This window comes from Deinococcus sp., assembly GCF_025362455.1.
Taxonomy (GTDB): Bacteria; Deinococcota; Deinococci; order Deinococcales; family Deinococcaceae; genus Deinococcus.
Genome location: NZ_JANYGJ010000206.1, coordinates 1 through 24,797, shown reverse-complemented (window position 1 = coordinate 24,797; position 24,797 = coordinate 1). Strand labels below are relative to the sequence as shown.

The window sequence follows — 24,797 nt, the reverse complement described above, 5'->3', positions numbered from 1 at the left end:
TTGGTCAGGGCTGGGCGGTGGCGCGACCTGCCATCGCTCTGGAGTGCTATTGGGAAGGCCCTTGATGCCGTAACAGTTCAGGATGTCCTCGGCTGGTTCGGGGCTGCCTATCCTATGGCCTTTTTGTGAAATCTGCTCTAGAACAGCTCGCGGGCGTGGAGAAGTGAACGCAGACGAAGCAGACGAAGTAGAAGCAGACGAAGTGGAAACAGAGCCGCCAGTGCCGCAGCATCAGTGCCGCAGCGTCAGCGCCTGAGCGGATTCGCCGCTCGCCACGCCTTCTCGATGGCGTAGAGGTGGCGGATGCGCTCCGGGGTGCCGGGGTGGTTGGCCAGCAGGTAATCTACCTGGCGCGAGAGCAGCGACTGGCTGGCCACTTTGGCCTCCTCGTCGCGGGTCACGCGGGCGAGCAGGCGGCGCAGCGGGGCGGTGGAGCCGTAGTGGACCATCATGTACTCGCCGGACGTCGCGTCGGCATTGCTCTCCATGGTCCGTGAGTAGCTGCTGCGAATCACCAACCCCGGCACGGCGGCGGCGACTGTGGCCGTGCCGCTGAGGTCGCCCAGCACGGCAAAGGTCAGCGTGCTCAGGCCCAGCGCCTGGTAGATCTGGGTCAGGGCGTCGCGGTGGATGACGTGGCCGATCTCGTGGGCCAGCACGCCGTAGATTTCCTTGTCTGAGGCGGCCAGCTCTACGAGTTCGTCGGTCAGGACCACCGTACCGGCGGGCAGGGCGAAGGCGTTGGCGCCGATGTTGTCGCCGCCGCGCCGGATCAGCAGGGTGTAGCGGTAGCCCTGGCCGCGCTCGGCCACCAGCGTCTGAAAACCGCGCTTGAGCGCCATGCGCCGCGCCGCACTCAGACGGCTGGGCGCCAGGTACTCGCTTTGCTCCAGCAGCTTGACGGTCTGGGCGTCGAAGGTGCGGGCCACGCTCTTGGGCGTCATGAACGCGGCGCCACGGGCGATCAGCGGCAGCCCGGCCCGCACGAAACCGTAGCCGAAGGCGCTCAGCACCAGCAAAGCCAGCAGCGCCCCCGACCAGCGCCGCTCCAGCTCCAGCACAAAGCGCAGACCGCCGGACCGCCCAGCTCGCCGTTCGAGCACCGCCACGCCGAAGTGGTCATCCGTCTCGAAGACCGCGCCGCCGCCCAGCCAGACCCGCCGCCGGGCACGGCCCAGCCGGGGCTCGATGCGCAGCGTACCGACGCTCACGACCCAGCGCCGCTGCCCGGCGTCCAGCATCAGCTCGCCGCCCAGCACCCGCGCCTGAACCGGATACGCCTGGGCGCTCAGGCCGTCGAAGAGGGTGCCGCGCAGCCTGAACTCCGGCGGCAGCTCAGACTCAAACTGTGCGGGTACGGACGGTTCAGTAACGGACCGCTCAGGCCCGCTCACAGCCGAAAGCCCAGCAGCTCGGCGGCGGCCTCACCGAGCGCGTTCTCGCCCGGCGCCTTCTCATCCCGGCGCGGCCTGGCGCTGAAGTCGCCCAGCGGCGCCAGGCTCAGCACCTCGATGCGGGGCAGCATATAACGGTTGCGCCGCACCGCCGCCCAGGGGGTCGCCAGCCCGAAGCTCACAAGCTGCACCAGGCCGCTGCTGAGCGCAATCCAGGCCACCATCCAGGGGCTGAAGGTGGTGCGCACTCGCAGCGTCTGGCCGAGCTGGAGGTGGCTCAGGGTGTAGCGCAGCAGCGCCGCCCGGATACCCTGACCCGCCGCCGCGTAACTCAGCGCGCTCAGCGCCAGGATCAGGCTCAGCGGCAGCAGGGCGCCGAGCAGTTGGCCGAGCTGCTGTTTGGCGTTCAGCCCGTCGAAGACCCGCAGCGCGGCCAGCACCACCCCAATGACGGTCAGCAGCGTGGCCGCCCCCAGCAGCGCCAGCGAGGCCAGCAGGTAGACCAGGTACACGCCGCTGATCCCGCCCCGAAACGAGCCCCGCGCCTCACCGTAACTCAGCCCGGTTGCCAGGTAGCGCCGCTGGAGGGCACTTTGCAGCGGCAGGGTCAGCCCGAAGGTGAACGGCAGGGCCAGGTTCAGCAGGCCGTAATAGAGATACGCCCCGCCCAGGCCGCCCAGAAAGCCGAAGCGCACCCCACGGTGCAGCGAGTGGTGCGCCTGAAACCGCACGCTGCGAAACAGCACCCAGGGATACAGCAGCGCCGCCACGCCCAGCAGCACGGCGCTGACCCAGCTCGCGCCGTCGAAGTTCTGGGTCAGGGTGAACACCAGCAGCAGCGCCCCGATCACCAGGTAGCCGCCCAGCAGCGCGACTGGCCGGGCGGTGTAGCCGAAATTGTGGCCGTCCAGCAGGGTGTTGGCGTAGAAATACTGGCGAGTCCGGACCCTGGCCCACGGCCCGTAGAGGCCCAGCGTGACGATGCTCAGCGCCACGTTGACGATCCAGATTCGGAAGTACTCACCGCTGCTGCCGGTAAAACCCAGCGGCCAGGCGGTGATGACCGCCGCCTCCGGCACCGGCATGGCCCGCAGGCTCAGCTTGTCGCGCCCCACCCAGTCGCGCAGTTTCTGCGTCCAGGCGTCGGGCACGCCGATTTCGGGCAGGCTGGAAGTCAGGGCGCTCACCCCCACATGGTAACGGCCCCGGCGCCCCACTCAGGCGCGGCGAGGTGAACCGGGCGGCAGCTTACAGTTCAGTGCTGTGGGAGGTGACGGGCCGTGCGGGGTCTGGACCGGCGGGCGACTCCCCCGTCGCCGCCTGAGTCGGGTACACTCGTCTCTCAAGCCTGGAAACAGGTATACAGAACAGTTTTTTCATATGGCCGCCGAGATGGGCACAAACCACCTGGCTTGAACATTCGGCATAAAAAAACGTCGTGTTCGTCCCAGGTCGATTTCCGAGGTTCGGGGCGTGAGCGAGCTGTGGGCACGACCCAGCCTCACCGCCGCTCATCCACCCCCAGGCAAACCTCAGGCAAAACCGCCGCCCCTCGCCCCGCCGCGCCCGTATACTGCCGGGATGAGTGCATTTGACCCAGGTGGACGCGCAGCAGTGCCCGTGCCGGGTGCAGGCGGCGTGGTGCTGCGCCGCGTCGGCGACGAGCTTGAGGTGCTGCTGGTGCGCTACCACAGCGGCGACTGGGCCTTCCCCAAGGGCCATATCGAGGCCGGTGAAACGCCCCGGCAGACCGCCGTGCGCGAGGTGCAGGAGGAGACGGGCGTACAGGCGCACATTTTGGCGGCGCTGGGACACACCCGCTACACCAATGACCGACTTGAGGCCCGCGAGATCACCTGGTTCGCCATGCGGGCCGAACAGGGTCAGCCAGGTGAGCAGCCTCAGCCTGATGAACACCTCGAAGACACCTTCAGCGAGGGCGGGTTTTGCAGCGTGCAGCAGGCCCGCGCCCGCCTGAGTTACGGGGCCGACCTGGCGCTGCTGGAGGCCGCGCTGGGCCTGCGGGGAGCCTCGTAATGGCGCTGCGGGGCCTGGGCGGCGACTGGCCGCAGGTGCATCCGTCGGCCTTCATTGCGCCGGGCGCCGAGCTGATCGGGCAGGTCAGCGTGGGCGAGCACGCCTCGGTGTGGTTCGGGGCGGTGCTGCGCGGCGACATCGAGGCCATCACGGTGGGTGCGGGCAGCAACGTGCAAGACGGCGCCGTGCTGCACACCGACGCGGGCTTTCCCTGTGTGCTGGAAGAGAACGTCACGGTGGGCCACCGGGCCGTCGTTCACGGGGCGACCTGCGAGGCGGGCAGCCTGGTCGGCATCGGCGCCATCATGCTCAGCGGCAGCCGCCTGGGTCGGGGCGCCGTGCTGGGCGCCGGGGCGCTGCTGCCAGAAGGCCGCCAGGTGCCGCCCCGGATGCTGGCGCTGGGCGTGCCCGCCCGCGTGGTGCGCCCGGTCAGCCCCAGCCAAACGGGTCTCGGTCACCTTGCCGAGCGCTACGTAACCCGCGCCCGGCAGTACCTGAGCGAGCTGGAGCCGGACAGACCTGAATCTGCACGGCCCGAACCTATCCGACCCGAACAGGCACGCCCTAACATACAGGCACCGCTTAACGTAGACACAGCTTGCCAGGGAGAACCGTCATGACCGATAACCCCAGACCCGGCGACCCGGACGGGCCAGAACGCAGAAATCCAGAGCACAGAAATACAGAGCACAGAAATACAGAACAGAGCGCCAAGGACAGCAGGCGGCGTCCCCTCCAGCCGCGCCCGGCGAGTGAGCGCGGCACAGACCAGGATCAGGCCGCGCCTGGCGGCGCCAATCAGGTGCCGGAGATCAGCTTCGCCGGGCTGCTCGACGGCCTGATTTTGCCCGACGATCTGTTCGTGGAAAGCCCGACGGAGCAAATCAGTTCAGCGGAGCAAATCAATACAGCGCAGGTCGGCGAGCCGCGCACCAGTCAGCCACAACCGAGTCCGTCTCGGTCGCCCAGCGCCGCGCCGCCCGGAGCGGTGCCCCCCGACGACGCCGCCGACCCGGCACGCCAGATTCGGGCCAGTGCCCTGCCACAACCGCCACTGCGCGTATCACCACCCGGTCAGGCGACCCCGAACCCGTCTAACCCGAACCCGTCCAGCCCAGACCCGTCTAACCCGACCCCGTCCAGCCCAAACATCTCCAACTCCCAGAACGCCGCGCCGGAGCGCCCGCTGGTGACGCACCTGAAACCGATGTTCGACTCGGCCACACCGTTCCTGGCCCGCTTCCTGCCTGCGGTGACGCCCAGCCACGTCGGCATCCAGACCGGTTTTTGCAACCTGCACGATTTTCTGCGCTTCTTGCACGATCAGGACTGGTACGGCTTTTTGCACGCCGGTCTGGGCGATCAGGCCGCCTACGTGCTGGTCTTCGAGGGCCGCACCGTGGCGGCGGCGGGCCTGAGCAGCACCGGGGAGCAGGCTCTGGGCGAGCTGCTGCACCTCTACGACCAGGGCGCTCCCCTGTCGGCCTACCCGCTGGACCGGCACCTGGCGCACATCCTGAGCGGCGTGGGCAGCCGGGCCTGGAAATTCAACCTGACCGACGATTTCACCGGCCTGCACGCCCGCCCCGGCGAGGCGGTGTTCTACAGCGGCGGCCAGGTGGTGGCGACCATGCCCGCCGGTCTGCCCTACGAGGGCGCCTTCCCGGCTCCGCTGCGCCCCCAGACGCTGATTTTGCCGCGCAGCCTGGCCGGATGGGCACATCACGGCTACGTCGCCACCCTGCGCGGGCGCGACGCCGTGAACGCCATCACCACCGGCCACCAGCTCTTCCGCGCCCGCTACGGCTCTGGCGGGCTGAGCTTCCAGAAGGCGCTGGTCGACGGCCTGACCCCCGCCGAGTACGCCCTGCGCCACGACGTCGCCCTGCACGATCTGGAAGCGCAACTCAAGGAACTGATCGTCGCCGGGTATGTCAAAGACGAGTGAGCTGAATTTATGACAGCACTGGTTGTCGGTCGTGCGGCTGTCGATAGTGCGGCTGTCGATAGTGCGCTTGTCGTGAATGCCATATGTCCGCACAGGTGTCAGGACGCTTGTTTCAGATAAAATAATGCTGGTGATGACGCCCGACTGGCGTGGTATTCCTATCGACACAAGAAATCGACACAAAAAGATGAGGCGAAGTCGTAGATACTTCGGCGGCGAGACCCTTCGCTGCATTCAGGATGACAGGTCTTTTGATTGAGCGGTGCGTTCATGTCAGCGTTTCAAAGCGACCTGATCGTTGCGCGTCCATTCAGATCAAACCCAGGCCAGATCAAACCCAGGCGGACCGTCCAGCCGCTGCCTGAGCGGGCGGCGCCGCAGCGTGTGGGGTTTGACCATGTGCCTTTGACCATGTGCCTTTGAAAGACGCCGCTAAGAGTTGCTCTGTCAGACTGGAGGCGTGAAGAAGATCGCCCACCTGGGCCTGAGCTTGCTGCTGGGCGCGTCGCTGCTGAGCGGACCGCCGTCGTTGGCCCGCTCGGCACAGAACAAAACCAACACCATCCAGCAGCGCACGGCTTTGCAACGAAGCGTTCAGCCGCCGCCCACCCTGCCTACCGCCGTGCAGCTCAACAACCTGGGCTTCGTCTACCAGACCTACAACAACTGCGGCCCGGCGGCGCTGGTGAGCGTGCTGGGCGCCTACGGGCTGCGGGCCGATCAGGCGGCGCTGGCGGCGGAGTTGCGGCCCGGCGGCGGCTACATGACCGCCGACGTCATCGATCCGTTTCTCAGGCCGCTGGGGCTGCGGGCCACCCGCTTTAGGTCCGGGCAACTGGGCCACCTGAAATCGCTGATCCGGGCCGGGTATCCGGTGGTGGTGCTCCAGTGGATGAATCAGGTCGGCGCCGTGCCACACTTCCGGGTGGTGCGCGGCTTCGACGACGGCAGCCAGCGCATCTTCATGAGCGACCCGATCTACGGACCCAACGTCTACCTGAGCTACGCCGATTTCGACCGGCTATGGAACGTGTACGGCCAGGAATTTATTCCGGTGTATCCGGCCACCGACGCCGCCAGGGTGGCCCGCATCCTCGGCGTCAGGGCCGTGAACGGGTCGTGACCGGAGCGAACCCGTCACTGGCTAACCCGTCACTGGCTAACCTGACGCTCGCCATCGAAACGGCCACGCCGTACCTGGCGCTGGGCCTGCTTGGACCTGCCACAGCACACGCCCTGCTGCGAGAAGTCGGGCGCCGCCACGCCGAGCAGCTCCCAGACGCGTTGGATGAGCTGCTGACGGGTGCCGGTGCAGGGCGCCACCAGATCACCCGCCTGGTCGTCGGCACCGGACCGGGGTCGTATACCGGCGTGCGGGTGGGGGCCAGCTTCGCGCTGGGGCTGGGCCGGGCGCTGGGGGCGAAGGTGCTGGGCGTCAGCACCCTGGAAGCCCTCATCGGTCCGCAGCTCGGTGGAAGGCAGGCCGTCTCGCTCGACGCCCGCAAGGAGCAGCTCTACGGCGCCCTGTACGAGGTCAGCGGCGGCGTGGTCGTGAGGGCGCTCAGAGCACCGGCCCGCCACGCCGTCACCGACTTCGCCGCCCAGGTCGCCGGGACCATCTGGCGCCGCGACCCCGCCCCGGACGCCCTGGCCCTGGCGCGAGCCGGAGAGGCGCACGGGGCGAGTGAGTGGGTGTTGCAGTATCTTTAAATCGCCAATCTGGTACAGAAACGCTGCTTTACTGGCAAAATGAGTCGATTCACACCGACTGTCGTCATCCTGAGCAACGCGAAGGGTCTCACTGTTTGAACGACAAGATCCTTCGCTCCACTCAGGATGACAATGCAAGTGCGTAACGGCGGGGGTTCAGCAGTCGCCAGAAGCGCCGACAGACGACCCGCCCAACCCGGAACAGCCCCTCCACGCGCCACTCCCGACCACGCTCTCACCTTTATCATTTGCAGAGCGATGCCAGCTCAACACAGCCCGGTCAGTGACAACGCCGTCCCAGACAGCCGCGCTAGCTGACGCGGCGGTGAGTAACTGCTGTACCTGACTCATGTGTATCACGGTAGAATCGGCGGTGTGACTCTGCGCCGCCTCGCCCTCTCTCTCCTGTTGGTTTTGCTGGCGGCGCTGCTCTTCGTGGTGTTCGGCCCGGCGCTGTACGGCCCGGCGCTGCTGGGGCGGCTGAATCAATCGGGGCTGAGCGGACCCTACACGGTCAGCGCGGCCTCGGTCAGCGGGCCGATCTGGCATCCCTCGGCGCGGGGTGTGCGGATCCGGGGACCGGGCATCGACGTGCGGGCCGACCAGGCCAGCGTGGGCGTGTCGTCGCTCAACCCACTGGCGCGTTCGGCGCGGCTGAATGTGGCGCTCAGCGGCGGCGTGATCGATCTCAGGTTGAAAGAATTGCTGGCTGGACTGGGCAAGCAGGGCGCTCCCGCAGGCAGCGGCAAAGGCGGATTTCAGCTTCTGCCGGGCCATCTGGATATCAAAGGCGTGGCGCTGAACATCGACGGGCAGGGCGCCAATATCCCGGACGGGCGATTCTCGGTGACGGGCGGCGACGCGGGAGATAGCGGCAACGGCCAGCTCAGAGTGCGGGGCCAGACCGAGTACGGCAACGCCGACGCCGTGCTGGACTACACCACTGCCAGTGGCACTCTGGGCGCCGGGCTGGGCTTTACCGCCGACGCCCGCATCGTCAACCATTACTGGAAACCGGGTGGCGTCACGGCAGGCCAGGTCAAAGGCCGCTACAGCCTGGGCACTGGCCCGCTCAGCGGCGAGATCACGCTCGCTGGCGGCGCCCTCCAGGTCAAGCAGGCGCCGTTCGTGACGGCTTCCGGCGTCGCGGGCACCTTCCGGCAGCGGGGCGACCAGATCAGCGGCCAACTGACGGGCCGGAGCCTGGGCGGCCCGGTCAGCGCCGAGGCGCGGGTCGATCTGAAAGCCCGTCACTGGCAGGTCAATGCCGACGCCCGCCCGACCCTGAGCACCCTGGGCACCGCGCTGAAACTCCCGGCCAGCGGCGACCTTCGCCTCAGCGTCCAGGCGAGCGGCTGGGCCGATACGAAGGTCACAGCCAGGCTGAGCAGCGAGCAAGGCGCCGTCTCCGGCGTGGATTTTTCAAAATTGAGCGCCGACTACGCCTTCGTATCAAGGCTGCGCGGCGGTAAGGCCAGGGTGCAGACCAACCGGCTGAGCTTCCAGGCCAGCACCCGCTTCCAGAACGAAGCTCAACAGCTCGCCGGACGCTGGGACCTGAACAAAAGCGGTCAGTTCACCCTCGGCGGACGCCTGCTGAACGCGCCGCTGGGGCTGGTGGCGCAGATCGACAGCGCCAACACCGTCAGGGTGACCGGCAGCGCTCTGAACGGGCCGGTGCAGGCCAGCTACCGCCTGCCCACCCGGCAGCTCAGCGCCAATTTGCGGCCCAGCCTGGCCGGTCTGGTCGGCGAACTGGGCGCCCAGGGCACGCCGGACAACCTGGCGCTGACGGTGACCAAGCTGACAGCCGGACCGCTGAGCCTCAGCGGCCAGGGCAGGCTGGACCGCGCCGGACTCCGCGCCAGGCTATTTCAGCAAGGCGGTGGCAGCCTCAGCCTGAACACCGACCGCCAGTTCGCCGGAACCTGGCAGCTCAGCAACTTCGGTGCGGCGGGCGCGGCGGCCAGCGGCGGCGGCAGCGTCCAGTTGCAAACCGGCCTGAGCGGACAGCTCAGCGCCACGGCGCCGGGCGTCACCAGCGTGCTGAGCGGCCCCATCAATCTGAACTGGAGCAAACGCAGCGGCTCGTGGCGCACCGGCAACGCCGATCTGAGCTGGACAGGCGACGTGTTGCGGCTGGACGCCCGCGAGCTGGCGGCCTCCGGCGTGAAGCTCAGCGGCCAGGCCAGCTACTCTACTCCTGGTCGCCGCCTGAGCCTGGACGCCCGCAGCGATGTGCTGGGCGAGCGCCAGACCCTCACGGGCGGCTGGACGCCAGGCCAGGCGGGCCAGTTCACGCTCGGCGGGCAGCTTCTGAAATTGCCGCTGAGGCTCTCGGCGCAGATCGACAGGGCCAACACCCTCACCGTGACGGGCAACGCGCTAGGCGGGCCGGTCCAGGCCAGCTACGCGCTTCAAGGGGTTAGACCCAGCACAGGTCAGCCCGGTACAGGTCAGCCCGGTACAGGTCAGCTCAGCGCCAGCTTCTCACCCAACCTCGGCGGCGTCACCGGTCGCCTGAGCGTGGCGGGCAATCTGAGTGAGCTGCGGCTCAGCGCCCAGGACCTACGGGCCGGGCCACTGACCTTCGGCGGCCAGGGCACGCTCGACCGCGCCGGGTTGCGGGTCAGCCTGACCCAGCCGGGCGGCGGCACCGTCAGCCTCAGCACGAACCGGCAGTTCAGTGGCCTGTGGCGGATCAGCAAGCTGGGCGCGGCGGGCGTCAGCGCCTCCGGCAGCGGCGCACTCGACCTTCGGCGCGGGCTGAGCGGCACGCTGAGCGCCAGCGCCCCCGGCATCTCCAGCCCGCTGAGTGGGCCGCTGAGCCTGGCCTGGACCACTCGCACGGGCGCCTGGCAGACCAGGGACGCCGGGCTGCGCTGGCAGGGCGACGTGTTCAGCCTGGCCGCCAGGGAGCTGCGGGCCTCCGGGCTGAGCTTCAGCGGGCGGGCGGCGTACACGCTCAGCAAACAGAGCCTCAGCGGCCAGGTGCGGGCGCTCGGCCAGGGCGCCGACGTGCTGATCGTCGGTGAGGGCCAGCAAGCGCGGCTGAGCGGCAACGTGCGCGGCGTCAACCTGACGGCGCTCAGCCAGTTGAAGGCGCCCTACTCGACCCAGGTCGACGTTCAGGGCAGTGGCCTCAGCGGCAGCCTCAGCGCCGAGAACGGCGTGAGCTTTGACCTGAAGAGTGGTGCCCAGCGCCTGCGCGGCAACCTGAACGGCCAGGACTGGACCGTGACCGGCGGCCTCGACCTCGCCGCGCTGCGCCCGCTGCTGGGCACGCTGCTGCGCCCACTACCGGGCACGGCGCTGGGTCCGGCGACCTCGGACCTCTCCGGCCTGGCCCGCTTCGATCTGGCCGCTCAGGGCGGCTCGGCCCAGGTGGACGCCAAGCTGAACGGCGCCGCGCTCTCAGCCAGGCTGACCCGGCGCGGCGGCGCGGTGGGCGCCCGGGTCAGCGCCAGCCTGAGCGACCTGAGCGCCCTGCTGAGCGGCCAGGTGTATCCGGCGGTGGCATTGGATGGTCCGTTCAAGTGGCGCGGAACTGGCGGGCCGCAAACCCTCCAGGCACAGCTCAGCGGCCCCTACTCGGCGCTGGCCGTGCGCCTGGACGGACAGACGGCGGCGGTCAGTACCGGCGGTGTAGAGCTGCCCTCCCAGCGCGTCAGGTTGCGCGGCAGCCTGACTCCAGTGCTGGCCCTGAACGGCGTCTGGGGTGATCTGCGGGCCACCTACCGTGCGGGTGAGGTGGCGCTGATCGGCACCCAGGCGCTGGGCGTGGCCGGACGCAGCGGCAGCGTCCACCTGGACGCCCTCTGGAGGCCGGATGACAGCGGCGCAGTCACGGCGACAGGTCAGTTCGGTGACGCCCAGCTCGGCCCGCTCAGCTTCGGCGCCAGCGGCCCCTGGACCGCCCTGAAGGTCGATCTGAGTGCCAGCCGTCTCAGGGCACAGGGCCGGGCCAACGTCCGCACCCTCCAGTACGCGCTGGACGTCAGCGGGCCGCTGGCCGAGCTGAATGCCGGGCTGGCCGGGCTGAGCCTCCGGGGCGGGCTGCGCGGCCAGGGCAGCCGGGTCAGCGGCGCCGTCAGTGTCAGCGACGCGGCGGGCGGCTCGGCCAGACTCAGGCTCAATTCGCTGACCAGCTTCGCACTGGAGGCGCAGAAGTTGCAGGTCGGCGGGCTGAAGGTCGCGGGCCAGCTCCGCGCCACGGGCGGCCTGCTGAGCGGTCAGGCCGAGCTGGGGCCGCTCAGGGTCCAGGCCCGCGACGGCGCCTTCACGGCGCTGGGCGAACTCTACGGGCAGCAGCTCATGGCCTCCGGACGCCTGCTGCTGCCTGCCGGGCTCAGCGACCTCAATCTGAAGGTCGATGGACCGTATCTCAGCGCCCAGGCCAGCGGCAGCGCCAGCGATCTGCGCGGCCAGCTCCGGCTCAAGGCCCAGCACTACAGCGCCGCTGGCCTGAGCGCCGGGCTTGTGGCCCAGACGCTGCCGCTGCGGGCCTCGTTGACGCCGCTGGTCGCCCGCGTGGGTGGACTCACTTACGCGGGCGGCACCTGGAGCGGTAATGCAGCTTTGCGGTACGTCCTCAACACCACTCCGGGCCAGCTCCGGCTCAGCGGCCAGGGGGCGGTGCTCAGCGCGGCGACCAGCGGCAGCCTGTCGGGCCGGGTCACGGTCTTGCCGCAACTGGGCGGTGCCCTCAAGCTCGATCTGGCGGCGCTGATCCGGGGTAATCGCCTGCTGCCCGAACAGGTGCGCTCCGGCCTGGTACCGGGCGTGCTGAGCGCCAGCCTCGCGCCGCAGAGTGCCAGCTTGCAGCTCAGCGGCGGCTGGTGGCTGGGCGGGCCGCTGGGCCTGAGCGGCAGCGTGAACTGGGCGGACGGCCTGCGCGCCGCCGCGCTGCTGACCCATCCCGGCTCCAGGGTGCCGGTCCGTTTCGACGCAGGCGTCATCACCGTCAGTAACGGCCTGCTGGACGCCCGCGCGGCCCTGCCCATCCTCGTCCCCGGCACGCCGCTCAGCGGAACCGTGCGGCTGGACCTGAGTGCGCCCATCCGGCAGCTCGCCCAGGCCAGCGGCCAGCTCGACGTGCAGCTCAGATCGGGCCGCCAGGCCGCCGCCGGACAGCTCAGTCTCAGGGCCGGGCAGCTCGGCGGCGAGCTGAGCAGCGATATTGGCGGCCTGGCGCTGCGGCTCAGCGGCCCGCTGTACCCGCAGGCCGACGCGACGTTCAGCCTGGGCGATGTGCGGGGCGGCCTGCGGGGTGGCCTGCGGGGCGTTATTACCGGCGACGCCCGCACCGCCAGCGCCGAGGCCCGCTGGACCGCCCGCGTGGGCGGCAGCTACGCGGGCCAGGCCGTCCGTGCCCAGGCGACGCTCAGCAGCGGTGCGGCCAGCCTGAACAGCGACGTGGCGGGCCTGAGTGTCAATCTATCCGCCATCCAAAATAAATCTATCTGGACGCTCAGCGGCGCGGCCAACGCCGCCGACCTGCGAGCGCTGACCGGGCAAAGCGGCACACTGACGGCCACCCTCGCCGGGCCGCTCAGCGACGTGCGTGCCCAGGTGGGCGGCACGCTGGCGGGCGCCACCTTCAGCGTTCCGGCGCGCTACCAAGGCGGCGTCCTCAGCCTTCAGCACGCGGCAGTGAGCGCCGACCTGGCGGGCAAGGCGGCGCAGGCCACCCTCAGCGGCGCCGTCTACCCCGCCCTCAAGCTGACCGGGACGGCGAAGCTGGAGGCGGCGCCCGGCACCTTCACCCTCGGCGCCTCCGGGCCGCTGGGCGCACCGACCATCAGTCTGGCGGGACCGTTGACCGGCGACGCCCTGGGCCTGAAGCTGGCCGGAACGTCCCTGAGCGCCCGGCTCAGCGGCAAAGACTTCGTGCTCACGGCGCGGGGCGAGGCGCTGGCCGGGCAGGCACGCGGGCGCACCGACCTCAGCGGCTACCTCAGCAGCGCCCGTTTCACCCTGCACACGGCGTACCAGGGCGACACCACCCGCCTGCGCCTCGACGGCCCGCTGGCCTGGGACCGCGCTGTCGGCTGGACCGGGGCGCTCAGGGCCAGCGGGCAGGCGCTGGGCGGCCCGCTCGACGCCCAGCTCAGCGGCAGTGGCCCCCTGAAGCTGAGCGCCAGCCTCGGCCCGGCCAGGCTCAGCGGGCAATTTCCGGCCACCCTACCGGCCCGGCCCGGCGGCAGCCTGAGCCTCGGCAGCCTCGACCTGGGCGCTTTCTGGCAGCGGCCCGGCCTGCTGAGCCTCAGCGGTCAGGTCAGCCTGGGCGGGGCGAGCTGGAGCGAGCTGTCGGCCAGCTTCGGCGGCGCCCTCAGGGACCAGGGCGGCGACCTGAGCGGCGACCTGAGCGGCACCTATACGGCGAGCAACTCGGCTCCCGGAACCGCCCGCCTGAGCCTGAGCGGACAGCGGCTCCAGGGGCAGGCCAGCCTCCAGGGGCAGGCCGTCAGCGCCTCGCTGAACGCCCAGAACGCGGGCCTGGCCCGGCTGCTGCCCCCCAGTTTCAAGGTCGATTCGCTGCGCCTGAGCGGCATTCTGGAGGCCCGCGCCAGCACCGGAAACGGCCTGGAGCGCCTGGATATTCGCAGCCTGCTGCTCAGCGGCGCCCAGGCGCAGGTCGGTCCCTTCCGGCTGAGCGGCTCGGCGCAGTACGTACCGGGCACGAACGGAGCGGCCAGCGCCGACCTCCGGGGCCGGGCCTTCGGCGGCACACTGACGGCGCTGGGCAATTTCAAACAGGGCCTCACCCTCTCGGCACGCGGGCTGGATCTGCGGAGCTACGGCCTGAGCGCCACCAGCGCCGACGTGACCTTGGGGGGCGACTATGCTGACCCCGATCTGAGCGGCAGCCTGGTCGCCTCCCGCGCCGAGGGGAGCGCCACCGCCACGCTGTCGGGCCGGGTGCGCGACCCGCAACTCAGGGTCAACGCCGTGCTGGCCGCGCCGTACAGCGGCACCGTGCAGGCCGACGTGACGCGGCTCAACCTGGCGAAGCAGACCGCCCAGCTCCGGCTCTCCGGCTTCGCTGCCCGGAACGCCGATACAGTCAGCTTCGACCTCAGCGGCGTCTGGCCCAAACTGCGCGGCGCGGCGACGGCCAGCCTCAGCGGCCTGAGCGCCCCCGTGACCCTGACCGGCAACGGCGACGGCAGCTATGCCCTCGACGCCGGAACCCTCGGCAGCGGGCGCCTGAACCTGAGTAGCTCTCATTTGGGTGGCTCTAATTTGGGCGACTCAAGTTCGGGTGGTCTGAACCCCACCGTGCAGGCCAGCGCGACCCTGACGCCCTTGCCGCTGCTGGGCGCCTCCGGGCAGGGCCAGCTCAGCGTCACGGCCTCCGGGCCGCTCGGTGCCCTTCAGCTCAGGGCGGGCGGCACGTTTCGCAACCTGGAGCGCAGCGGCGTCACGCTGCCGGATACGGCGCTCAGCGTCAGCGGCCCCGTCAGCAAGCTCAGCGGCGAGCTGCGGCAAAACGGCGCGGCGGTGGCGACCCTCAGCGGCGACACGCTGCGCTTCACTAACCTGACGGCCCGTGTCAGCGGCGCCGAACTGAGCGCGACGGGCAGCGCCAGCCTCAGCGGAATCAGCTCAAGCACCTCCAGCGTGAAGAACCTGGTGGTGGCGCAGCTCAGCGCCCGTGGCAGCGTCGATGGCGCCGCTCAGCTCAGCTACGGCGCGGGCGGCCTGGCGGGCAGCGGCAGCCTCAGGGCGGCGGGGGTGGACGCGGCCTTCAGGCTCAGCGCCTCCGAGCGGCTGGGCTGGCGCGGCGAGTTGCGCCTGAATGGCGGCCCCGACCTGGCGGGCCTGGGACCGGTCCTGAGCAGCCCGGCGGTGCTCTCTCTTGGCGGCCCCTACGCCGCGCCCCAGCTCAGCGGAGCGCTGGGCCTGCTCGGCGCCCACGCCCGGCTGGTGGCCGACCTCCAGGGCGCCGAGCTGAGCTTGCAAGATGGCCGCACAACCCGCGCCTCCGGGCTGCTCAGCCTGACCAGAAACGACGCGGGCGCCTACCGGTGGTCCGGCCAGATCAGGGCCAGCCGCCCGGAGGCCGCGCTCGATCTGAGCCTGAGTGGCCCGCTGGCTGCGCCCAACGCCGAGCTGAGTGTGCGGCGCGGCGGCTGGAGCGCCAGCGGTCAGGCCAGCCTGGGGGCGGGCGCTTTGCCCAACACCCAGCCCAATACTCTACCCAACACTCAACCCAGCGCCCGCCTGACGCTCTCGGACGGCGCCCACAGCGGCCTGCTGAGTTACGACGGCAAAGCGCTGAGGGTAGATGCCCAGAATCTCGATTTGGCAAAGCTGGAGATCGGCAGCCTCAGCGGCGCCGTCAGTGCGGTGGGGGCGGTGGACCTCGCCAGCTTGAGCGGCGGCGTGCAGCTCTCGCTCAGCAAGCTCAGCAGCGGCGCCAGGCTGCCCTACTTCGAGCTGCCGCTGGAGGGCTCCGGCACGGCCTCGCTGAAACTCATCGGCGGCGCGGCGCAAGTGCAGACCAGGCTGACGGCGCCGTATGGGCAGCTCAGCCTGAACGCCAGCCAGGCCGGGCGCGGCGGCCCCTGGAGCGGCGACCTGAGCGCCGAACTGCGCAAGGACGCGGGCCGGGTGCTCGCCAGCGTCAAACTCGGCGAGGCGGGCGCCACCGGCAAGGTGACACTGAGCGCCCTGCCCCTCAGCGCCGCCGGGGTGAGCGCCACGCTGGACGGCACGGTGGACCTCGGCGGCCAGAACTTCGTGCTCAGCGCCGTCGCCAGGACCGCCGTGAGCGGTGCTCAGAGCGCTCAGTCCAGTACCGTCCAGTCCAGCAGCGCCCAGATCAGCGGCGACGGCAACCTGGCCGACCTGCTGCCCGCGCTCTCCGACTTCACGGTGTTGAGGCCCAGCGAGGCAGGCTACCGGCTCCAGGTGGGGCTGTCGAGCTTCGATCTGGCGGGCCTGAAGCTCGGCCCGGCCCGCAGCGCCCCCCCGGTGCCTGAGGGTTCCGGGCCTGAGGGTTCCGGGCCAAACGGCTCAGCGTCCAGCGGCCCGGCCACATCCAGCAATCCCACCTCGTCCACCAACCCGACCGTGCAGAGTTCGTCGGTTCTCTCCGCCTCCAGTGTGCTGAACGCGGCGGGCACCAGATTTGTCAGCCCCGCCGCGCAGACCGGCATCGGCGGCAGCGTCAGCGGGCAGCTCACGCTCAGCCAGGGCAGCGGCAATTTCGTGCTGCGTTCGGACCGACTGCGGCTGGGCGACGCCAGCTTCCCGGCCCGCCTGGACGGCAACCTGGCGGGCGGCGACTGGCGACTGCGCGGCTTTGTCGGCGACTCGACCTTCTTCGGGGCGCTGACCGGCGGGCAACTGACCGTGCGCGCCCAGCTCGAAGCGCTGCCGGTGGGCAACATCGTGTCGGGCTTCAGCGGCAAACTGCCCGGCGACGGCGTGGTGACCGGGGTGGCCCGCATCGACGCGCCGCTCAGCGACCCCACTTCGGGCAGCCTGGCGCTGGTGGCCGAACGGGTGCGCGTCACGTCGGGGCGCGAAACCCTGACCGGCAGCGGCACGGTGGATTTTCGGGGCCGCGAGCTGCGCAGCCTGAATCTGAAACTGGGCGGCGCAGGCCAGTGGGACATATCGGGCCAGTACACCCGCAACCTGGTGGACCTGCGGGCGGTCTTTACCGACACCACCTTCACCCCGGTGCTGGCCTTCGTGCCCAGCCTCAGCGGCGCGGGCGCCAGCCTCAGGGGCAGCCTGAGCCTGGGCGTGGGCGGCACCTATGACCGCCCCACCGCCCGGCTGAGCGGCCAGAACCTGACCGGCAGCGTGGCGGGCGTGAGTGTGAGCCTCCCCAGCCTGAGCGGGCAACTGGAGAACAGCGGCCAGTTCAGCGCCCAGGCCAGCATCCAGGCGGCGGGCAGCCTCGGCGCCGTGGGCAGAGTGGACCTCACCGGGCAGCTCGCCAGCGGCACCCTCAGCCGCACCCAGGCGCGGTATAAGGGCAGCCTCAGCGCCGACGCGCTGGGCAACCTGGGCAGCCTCAACGCGGCGCTGATCCAGAGCGGCGCCACCGGCAACGACAGCGCCTGGACGCTGAACGCTGCGGCCACCCAGGGCGGCACCCTGACGCTGCAAGGCCAATTGGTGCCCAGACTCGATCTGAGCCTGAACGCCGCCAACTACAACCTGCCGTTTCGCACCATCTACGCCCGCGAAAGCAGCCTCAACGGCAGCCTCAAGGCCACAGCCGACGGCGAGCTGATCCGGGTCGGCGGCGCCCTGAGCTTCGCCCGGCTGGTGCTGGGCCGCGTGGGCACTACGGCCAGCCTGCCCGGCAACCTGGGCGCGGCGGCCCCCACTTCGGGCGCCGCTGCCAGCACGCTCGGCAGCTACACCAGCCCGCTGCCCGACGCCCTGACGGTGTTCGCCGCGCCCGGCGCCGAGAAGGCCGCCAGCCCCTTTTTGCAGCGCCTTGTCTTTGATGACATCCCCATCCGCGCTCCCAACGGCGTGCGGGTCGACGAGAATCTGGCCCAGGCCGAACTCTCGGCCTCGCTGAGCCTGTCGGGCAGCGGCGCCGCGCCGCGCCTGAGCGGGGAAGTCCGCAGCCTGCGCGGCAACCTGCTGCTGCGCGACAACAATTTCAATTTGCAGCGTGCCCTGGCGACCTTCGACGGCTCCAGCCTCTACCCGGTGTTTTCACTGACGGCGCGGGGCGACGTGCCCAGCGCGGGCAAGATGATCGGGGTTCAGCTTCAGGCCGACGGCTCCTTCGTGGTGTCCGCCGGGGCGCGGGCGCTCAAGCTGGGCACGGTGCTGAGCTGCGCCACCTGCCCCAGCTCGGATCAGTACTCGCAGGCAGAGCTGTACTCGCTGCTGGCGCTGGGCACGCCCGACATCACCACGCTGGGCAGCAATGTCGGGGCGCTGGGCCAGAACGCCATCAGCACGGCGCTGAACCTGTTCGTGCTCAGCGAGCTGCAACGCAACATCGCCCGCGCCCTGGGGGTGGACGTGTTCCGGATTTCGAGCAACCTGGTGACGCCCGAAGGCAACCTGGACGCCAAGTTCACGGTGGGCACCTACCTCAGCAGGCAGTTTTACGTGCAGTACCAGGTGGACCTGAGCGGCAAGGGCGTGTTCGACGCCACCTTCACCACCGAGGGCGACCGCTTCACCTTCCGGGCCAGCACCCCCATCAGCGGCCTGGATCTGCAAAGCGTGCGGCCCTCGTTGTCGGTGGCCTACAACCTGAGCCCGCGCAGCTCGCTCAAGCTGGGCGTGCAGTCGGGCAACGTGCAGCAGGGCAGCAATACCAAGTTCTCGGTGGGGTATTCGTACCGCTGGTGAGGGACGGGGAGCTGTACGCTGGGTCAGTGGTATTTGACAAACCTTTGACGGCCCTGCACCTACGCTGCACGGGTCCGGCAGGTACAGCTCGCCCGTTGACACTTTTGCGGGCGGCGGCCCTACCTCCTGGCACAGACAGATGACTTCGCCCTCTCGGTGAACTGGCTCCTGCGCGGGGCCAGCGGAGGTTTCATGTCCAGAACGATGTTTGCCCTGTTGACTGCCGCTCTGCTGCTGAGCGCCTGCACAACCTCGCCTGGACCTGAAAGTGCCCAGGGCGCACCTGGCCCGACTGGAGCCACCGGGGCAGCCGGATCTCCGGGCGCGGCGGGAACGCCAGGCACGAACGGAACGAACGGCGCGGCGGGCAACACGGGTTCTGCCGGTTCGGCAGGGGCGCCTGGATCACAAGGACCGTCTGGTCCCACCGGACCACAAGGCACGCCAGGCACGCCCGGCCCAGGCTTCACCGGAGCAGTATTTTCAGACTGGGAAAAAGTCACCATCGGAGGAGTCACGCTCTTTAATAAAGACACCTGTACTTATATAGCCCAGATGAAACCGAATGATAAGTTTAAAGAAGCTTCTTATAGAAATGGAATTATCTTGGCATATATGAAAGAGCCAGCTTTTGGGATTCCTCCCGTAGTTTTTCCAGAAGTAATTTACTCCGTTCCATATTCTGACCGAAATGAAGAATTTAGTCTTCGAATAATGAATGATATCAACATTCTTTATGGGGTCAGTCCATATTCCGATGGACTGAAGTGTCCAAAACCCTCTACTGCACTTCCTTTCATCAAGAACTTTTTCCGCTACGTTCTCATCCCCGCGCCCGGTGCTGCCATCGTCTCGCCCCTGAGCCTGATGACGCCGCTGGAGAAAGCGAGGGCCTGGTACGGGCTGAGCGATCTGTCTTACGACAGCGTGGCTCGGCGCTTCGGGTTGAACAACTGACACGGACTCCGGAACCGGCGCTCTGTATCTGCTCACTCGAAAAACGATCATTCGCCTTCTCCCGTCTGACATACAGCAGGCCGCGCCCCACACGGGAACGCGGCCTGCTTTATTGCCTACTCAGTGGTCAATCAACTCAGTGGCTGAGGCTGGCGCGGGGCTCCAGGGCGTAGAAAGCCACCACGGCGACCAGGGTGCCCACCCAGCCGGGGGCGCTGCCCAGCTCCAGGCTGAACTCGCGGCCCAGGACGGTGCTGCCCAGGCGGCCTTCGAGCTTCTCGCCCTGCTGCTGAGCCAGGATGTTCCAGCCGACGATGGGGGCGCCCAGGTAGCCGGTCACGCGGTCCACGCCGCGCAGGGTCAGGTTTTCCTTGCCGACGTGCCCCTTGAGTTCGCCGCCCTGCAACTCGATCTTGACACTCTCGTTGCCGACGGTGCCCGCCACGCCGCGCTCGGTGATTTCGAGTTCGATGTCTTTTCCGCTGAGCTTGCCGCCTGCGCGGCCCACGATCTTATCGCCGTCGATGGCGCAGCGGATGTCGTAGCCGTCCGCGCCGCCGAGGCGTCCTTTGAGCAAATCTTCCATGCGCAGCAGTATAGAGGGAAGTGAGGCCGGGCCGTGCGGGGACGGCATAGATGTGGCGCCGGGCACAGCGACCTGGCAAAGAAGTCTGGCCCGCACATGCAGGATGTGGCGGGCCAGCGGCCAGGCTCAGTGCCTGGTTTTAGTGCTTGGTTATGGTGCTTGGTATCAGTACTTGGTTTTATAGGACGAATTCAGCTCCATGCTGCCGCTGTACTTTTTGTAATCGACCACCAGGGTGTAGATGCCCTTGGTGCCCTCACCGCTCATGTCCAGCGACCACTTGCCGGGCGGACACTTCACCGAGCTGAGTTCGGTGCCGTCGGGCGACAGGAAGCGCAGGGTCGCCAGGCCGCTGCGGCCCTCGCACTGGCCGTTGACGACCAGTTTGCCCTCATCGTAGAGGCGAAACGGGTAGGAGGTCTGTCCCTGCGCATTGAACAGGTACAGCGGCGTGACCGTCACGTAGCCCAGACGCACGCCAATCGTGAAATACAGGGCCACCAGGCCCAGAACCAGTACCGCCAGCACCACGCGCACCTTCATACTCTAAACGTTTACGCGCCGGAAAGCACCGCCTCCCCCGCTACACCCGCTGGGGGGTGTGCCTCTACGCGCTACGCCTGTACCTCTACCCCACTGTGCCTCTACCCCACTGTACCTCCACCCCTCTAGGCGCCTGAGCCCGCCGGGGCCTGGCAAAACCTAGACTCACGGCTATGACCCCACTCTCTCCCTTCACCCCCCAACGCCCGCTGCGGGCCGCCGTCATCGGCAGTGGCCCCAGCGGTATCTACGCCGCCGAGGCGCTCATCAAACAGACCGGGGTGCCGGTGTCGGTGGACGTGTTCGACCGCCTGCCCACACCCTACGGCCTGGTCAGGTACGGCGTGGCGCCCGATCACCTCAGGATCAAGAGCGTGACGGCGCTGTTTCAGAAGGTGCTCAGCGACGTGCGGGTGCGCTTTCTGGGCAACGTGGAGCTGGGCCGCGACCTCAGCGTGGATGAGCTGCGAGCACACTACGACGCGGTGATCTACACCGTGGGCGCCTCGTCCGACCGGCGGCTGGGCATCAGTGGCGAGGACCTGAGCGGCTCGATGAGCGCCACCGAGTTCGTCGCCTGGTACAACGGCCACCCCGACGCCGCCGCCCGCCAGATGCTGCTGCACGCCACGGGCGCGGCGGTCATCGGCGTGGGCAACGTGGCGCTGGACGTCTCGCGCATTCTGGCCAAGACGGCACTGGAGCTGCACGAGTCCGACATCGCCGCCCACGCCCTGAAGGCGCTGGCGAACTCGCAGGTGAGCGACGTGTACGTGCTGGGGCGCCGAGGCCCGGCCCAGGCCAAGTTCACCACCAAGGAACTGCGCGAATTCGGCGAGCTGCACGCCGCCGACGTGATCGTGAAGCCCGAAGAGATCGCGCTGAGCGACGAGGCCTACGCCGCGATTACCGACAACACCGTGCGCAAAAACGTGGACGTGCTGCGCGAGTTTGCGGCCAGGCCGCCGGAAGGCAAACCCCGCCGGGTGCATCTGAGGTTTCTGGTCTCGCCCACCGAACTGCTCGACGACGGCGCCGGACACGTCGCGGGCCTGCGCATCGAGCGCAACCGCCTAGACGATGCGGGCAACGCGGTGGGCACCGGGGTAGTCGAGACCCTGCCGGTGCAGATGGTGCTGCGCAGCGTGGGCTACAGGGGTGTGGCGCTGAGCGGCGTGCCCTTCGACGAGAGGCGCGGCGTCATTCCCAACACCCTGGGCCGGGTCGAAGGCGGGCGCGGCGAGTACACCTCCGGCTGGATCAAGCGCGGCCCCAGCGGTGTGATCGGCACCAACAAAGCCGACTCGGTGGAGACGGTCGGGAGCCTGCTCGAAGACGCGAGCGGCCTGAGCCCCGCGCCCCACAGCAGCCGTGAGGCCATCGACGCGCTGCTGGCCTCACGCGGCATAGAGGTGGTGACGCTGGCCGACTGGCAATCGCTGGAGGCCCACGAGCTGGCCCAGGGGCAGCAGGCCGGGCGCCCCCGCGTGAAGGTGGCCCACCGCGAGCAGATGTTCGAGGTGATCCGCAAGGGCCGGGCGTAAACGACCTGCTGGAGCTGGTCACGGCGCCGTTGGAGAGCCCACTTGCCGAGCTGATCCGCGTGAGATGGCAGGCCAGCGAGCATGAGAATGCCGACCTGGACGGTACGGACCCGCTGCACGCCATGCGCGATGTGCTTCAGGACTTTCCGGAGGAATACCCGGACGGCTGGTGGCTGGACTCATCACAATGCCGCTGGTGGCTGAGCCTGCACGTCGACTGGAAAGCCTACGACGAGGTGGCGTGGCAGGCCCAGGCCATCGCCCGCACGCTGAACCTGGACACCGCCTTCGTGAGCCCGGCAGCAGCCGAGTGGGACGACTATTTCGAATATTGAATATTACAGACAGGTTTAAATACATAGACAGCCTGTGCATCGGCGAGACGCTCATGCCCAGGCCCGCCCGGCAGCCGCCCTCGGACACCCCGACGCTGGACGTGCTGGGCGAGGCGTCCGAATGGCTGCGTGCCCAGGGCTACAACCTGCTGCACCTGGATACCGGAGGCGACGAGTACCTGGCCGTGCCCATCCGGCGTGATCTGCTGACCCAGGCCCAGGCCGCTGCCGGGCGCCTGAACATCCCGACCTCTGTGCTATGGATTCAGAGCGAGTTTGGCGGGCCCCTCAGTGCATGTGCCCAGCCAGGGAGGTGTCTGACGTGCTCGGCCTGGCATACGGAGTGCCGGAGTGGGCGCAGCCGTTACCGGCGACGTTCGGGCGCGGGCCAGTTCGCCGGGTCCTGGCCGTAAAAACCGCTCAGCACCTTGTAGAGGTCGGGCTCCGTGTGTTTGAGGGTCAGTGGCGAAGCGAAAAACGTCTCGGTCGCCACGGCAAAAAACTCCGCCGGGTTGGTCGCGCCGTAAGGGTCGAGCGCCGACAGCTCCCCGGCCTGCACCTGCCGGACCAGCTCGCGGTAGGCCCGGCTCATCACCTGCGCCCAGGTGGCGTGGGCGGCCTGCCGGTTTGGCCCCAGCCCGTCCAGGCCGCCCAGATCAGGCACGCCGTCCACGCTACCGTCCTCGCCGTCGAGCTTGTGGGCGAACTCGTGCAGGGTGACGTTGTGGGCGTAAGCGTTATGGGCGTAAACACTGTGGCCCGGCAGCAGCCCACACGACTGCTGCAAGGTGGCGTCCCAGGCCAGCACCACGCTGCCGCGCCGCCAGGCTTCGCCGATCCTGACCACCTCGCGCCGCGCGACCATGCCGCCCGGCAGCGTCTCGGTCAACGTTGAGACGAAGGCGCTGGGATAGATGAAGATGCTCACACCGTCGGGGTAGTAATGGGGACGCCTGCCCAGTTCGAGCAAACAGGCTTGAGCAGCGATCACCACCCGCATGGTGTCGCTCACCTCCAGGCCCAGGCAGCCCTCGAAGGTCTTTTCTTTTATGAACACCAGGATGCGTTTTTGCAGCTCGGCCTGTTGCGCCGCGCCGAGCTGCATGTAGGCCGCCACCTGACTGCGCAGGGTGGCCAGCCAGGCGTCGGGGAACGGGCGACGACGAACGGCGCGGCGCTGAAGCTGCCTGAACATCCCTTCGCCTCAGCCCGACCGTCGCGTGAGCCGTGTTTGCATCAGCCGAGCGTTTGCAGCAGCGGCTGCTCGACTCTGGATTCGGGGACGGCGCAAAGGACGTGCAACCTGGGCGTCAGACCAGCAGCGCGGATGATCCGGCGCACCTCCTGGCAGCGGCAGGCCGGATAGCTGCACAGCAGCCCCTCCGGGTGGCGACTGAGCAGTTGCCGGGCACCGTCGACCAGATCACGGACGCGGTAGGCGCTCAGGCGGGCGCGGCCCACCGTGGTATGCACGCCGTGGAGGTGGGGAGTGGCGTTCTCGAAATCCGCCGAGCAGTTGGGAAAGGCGCAGGGCACCACCTGGCCGCCCAGGGGCACGTAGCGGGTCAGCAGCGGCACGCCCGCCAGGTATTCGGCGTAGTGGATGCTGGTGTCGCTGGAATGGTCCACGCCCAGCAGCAGCGATACGGCGTCCAGGTCGTACAGGGCACCAATCGGGGCGTACGGACTCTGAAGCGACTGGGCCTCCACGACGCGCCGGGCCTGCTGACCGGTGGCCACGAAACTCAGCGCCGGGTGAAACGAGCGCAGGGCGTCGCTTCTCTCGACCATCAGTTGCGGCAGCCTGCCGATGTCGCGGCTGACCCGTGTGTCGCGGTGAAAGGTGGCGTAGACCGACGAGGTGGCCGCCCGCAGCAGCGTGGCGTAGGTGAACGCCGGGGCGCTCAGCGTCGCCGTTTTGCCCATCAGCTCGCTCAGCAGCGTCTGGGCGCCGCCCTCGACCTGCCCGAAGGAGCGCAGGCTGGCGTGCACGATGGCGTGCTGGCTGCCGTCGAGCCCCAGGGCGCCCAGCCCCTCGGCGATCATGGAGGCCGTGACCTGGGGGCGACGCATCATGTTCAGCATTGGCGCGAGTTTACCGCGATCCGGCGCCCAACAGTGGATGCCGCGCCGCATGCGCGGGGGCAGCCGCCAGGGGTAAAGGGCCGCTCAAGGCCAGACATCACCGCCCCAACCGTGCCGCCCACCCCAAACCCGGCTCAATTGCGAACTTCTTCGGGCCTGTGGGCCGGGCGCCAGCTTAGAGCAGATTTCACAAAAAGGCCATAGGATAGGCAGCCCCGAACCAGCCGAGGACATCCTGAACTGTTACGGCATCAAGGGCCTTCCCAATAGCACTCCAGAGCGATGGCAGGTCGCGCCACCGCCCAGCCCTGACCA

The 24,797-nt window shown here is 68.9% G+C and carries 16 protein-coding genes; 10 read left to right on the top strand and 6 right to left on the bottom strand.

The window, feature by feature from the left end; genetic code table 11:
* Positions 1-245: 245 nt before the first annotated feature.
* Both Q0R23_RS14760 and Q0R23_RS14755 read right to left on the bottom strand, forming a co-directional pair.
* Positions 246-1,394, bottom strand: a complete 1,149-nt coding sequence (locus Q0R23_RS14760) for a M48 family metallopeptidase (protein ID WP_293914168.1) — start codon at positions 1,392-1,394, stop codon at positions 246-248.
* On the bottom strand, positions 1,391-2,581 hold the full coding sequence (locus Q0R23_RS14755; RefSeq protein ID WP_293914167.1) for a YjgN family protein: 1,191 nt from the start codon (positions 2,579-2,581) through the stop codon (positions 1,391-1,393). Before Q0R23_RS14755 ends, Q0R23_RS14760 begins: the two co-directional genes overlap by 4 nt.
* A gap of 394 nt (positions 2,582-2,975) precedes the next feature.
* On the opposite strand from Q0R23_RS14755, the gene Q0R23_RS14750 reads away from it, so the two are divergent.
* From Q0R23_RS14750 to Q0R23_RS14720, 7 genes are all read left to right on the top strand, one after another.
* Positions 2,976-3,431: an NUDIX hydrolase gene (locus Q0R23_RS14750; protein WP_293914166.1), complete on the top strand. Its 456-nt coding sequence runs from the start codon at positions 2,976-2,978 to the stop codon at positions 3,429-3,431.
* On the top strand, positions 3,431-4,051 hold the full coding sequence (locus Q0R23_RS14745) for a gamma carbonic anhydrase family protein (RefSeq protein WP_293914165.1): 621 nt from the start codon (positions 3,431-3,433) through the stop codon (positions 4,049-4,051). Before Q0R23_RS14750 ends, Q0R23_RS14745 begins: the two co-directional genes overlap by 1 nt.
* A complete protein-coding gene (locus Q0R23_RS14740; protein WP_293914164.1) occupies positions 4,048-5,379 on the top strand; it encodes a hypothetical protein in 1,332 nt (443 codons plus the stop codon). The genes Q0R23_RS14745 and Q0R23_RS14740 overlap by 4 nt, the downstream gene beginning before the upstream one ends.
* A 460-nt stretch (positions 5,380-5,839) precedes the next feature.
* Positions 5,840-6,502, top strand: coding sequence for a C39 family peptidase (locus tag Q0R23_RS14735; RefSeq protein ID WP_293914162.1), 663 nt, complete (start codon positions 5,840-5,842; stop codon positions 6,500-6,502).
* Positions 6,499-7,089: a tRNA (adenosine(37)-N6)-threonylcarbamoyltransferase complex dimerization subunit type 1 TsaB gene (tsaB, locus tag Q0R23_RS14730; protein WP_293914161.1), complete on the top strand. Its 591-nt coding sequence runs from the start codon at positions 6,499-6,501 to the stop codon at positions 7,087-7,089. Before Q0R23_RS14735 ends, tsaB begins: the two co-directional genes overlap by 4 nt.
* Positions 7,090-7,464: 375 nt before the next feature.
* Positions 7,465-18,432, top strand: coding sequence for a translocation/assembly module TamB domain-containing protein (locus Q0R23_RS14725; protein WP_293914159.1), 10,968 nt, complete (start codon positions 7,465-7,467; stop codon positions 18,430-18,432).
* Between the two features lie 192 nt (positions 18,433-18,624).
* Complete coding sequence (locus Q0R23_RS14720; RefSeq protein ID WP_293914157.1) at positions 18,625-19,389, top strand: collagen-like protein; 765 nt, start codon at positions 18,625-18,627, stop codon at positions 19,387-19,389.
* Between the two features lie 136 nt (positions 19,390-19,525).
* Here Q0R23_RS14720 and Q0R23_RS14715 read toward each other — a convergent pair whose 3' ends face one another.
* Both Q0R23_RS14715 and Q0R23_RS14710 read right to left on the bottom strand, forming a co-directional pair.
* Entirely contained in the window at positions 19,526-19,975 is a 450-nt protein-coding gene (locus Q0R23_RS14715; RefSeq protein WP_293914156.1) for a hypothetical protein, read from the bottom strand.
* A 165-nt stretch (positions 19,976-20,140) separates the two neighbouring features.
* Positions 20,141-20,518 carry a hypothetical protein gene (locus tag Q0R23_RS14710; protein WP_293914154.1) on the bottom strand — a complete coding sequence of 126 codons (378 nt, stop codon included), beginning with the start codon at positions 20,516-20,518 and terminating at the stop codon, positions 20,141-20,143.
* A 173-nt stretch (positions 20,519-20,691) separates the two neighbouring features.
* Here Q0R23_RS14710 and Q0R23_RS14705 point away from each other — a divergent pair, with 173 nt between their 5' ends.
* Genes Q0R23_RS14705 through Q0R23_RS14695 form a run of 3 tightly spaced genes read left to right on the top strand, consistent with a single transcriptional unit; the run spans position 20,692 to position 22,810 of the window.
* The gene (locus tag Q0R23_RS14705; protein WP_293914152.1) at positions 20,692-22,062 is read left to right on the top strand and encodes an FAD/NAD(P)-binding protein; all 1,371 of its coding nucleotides are present in this window, start codon (positions 20,692-20,694) and stop codon (positions 22,060-22,062) included.
* Positions 22,063-22,091: 29 nt separating this feature from the next.
* Positions 22,092-22,397 (top strand): hypothetical protein, encoded by a 306-nt coding sequence (locus tag Q0R23_RS14700; RefSeq protein WP_293914151.1) that lies wholly within the window; start codon positions 22,092-22,094, stop codon positions 22,395-22,397.
* A 53-nt stretch (positions 22,398-22,450) separates the two neighbouring features.
* Entirely contained in the window at positions 22,451-22,810 is a 360-nt protein-coding gene (locus tag Q0R23_RS14695; RefSeq protein WP_293914150.1) for a hypothetical protein, read from the top strand.
* On the opposite strand, the gene Q0R23_RS14690 is transcribed toward Q0R23_RS14695, so the two are convergent.
* Positions 22,762-23,592, bottom strand: coding sequence for a M90 family metallopeptidase (locus Q0R23_RS14690; protein WP_293914148.1), 831 nt, complete (start codon positions 23,590-23,592; stop codon positions 22,762-22,764). The genes Q0R23_RS14695 and Q0R23_RS14690 overlap by 49 nt on opposite strands.
* A gap of 41 nt (positions 23,593-23,633) precedes the next feature.
* Entirely contained in the window at positions 23,634-24,482 is an 849-nt protein-coding gene (locus Q0R23_RS14685; protein WP_293914146.1) for an AAC(3) family N-acetyltransferase, read from the bottom strand.
* Between the last annotated feature and the right edge of the window lie 315 nt (positions 24,483-24,797).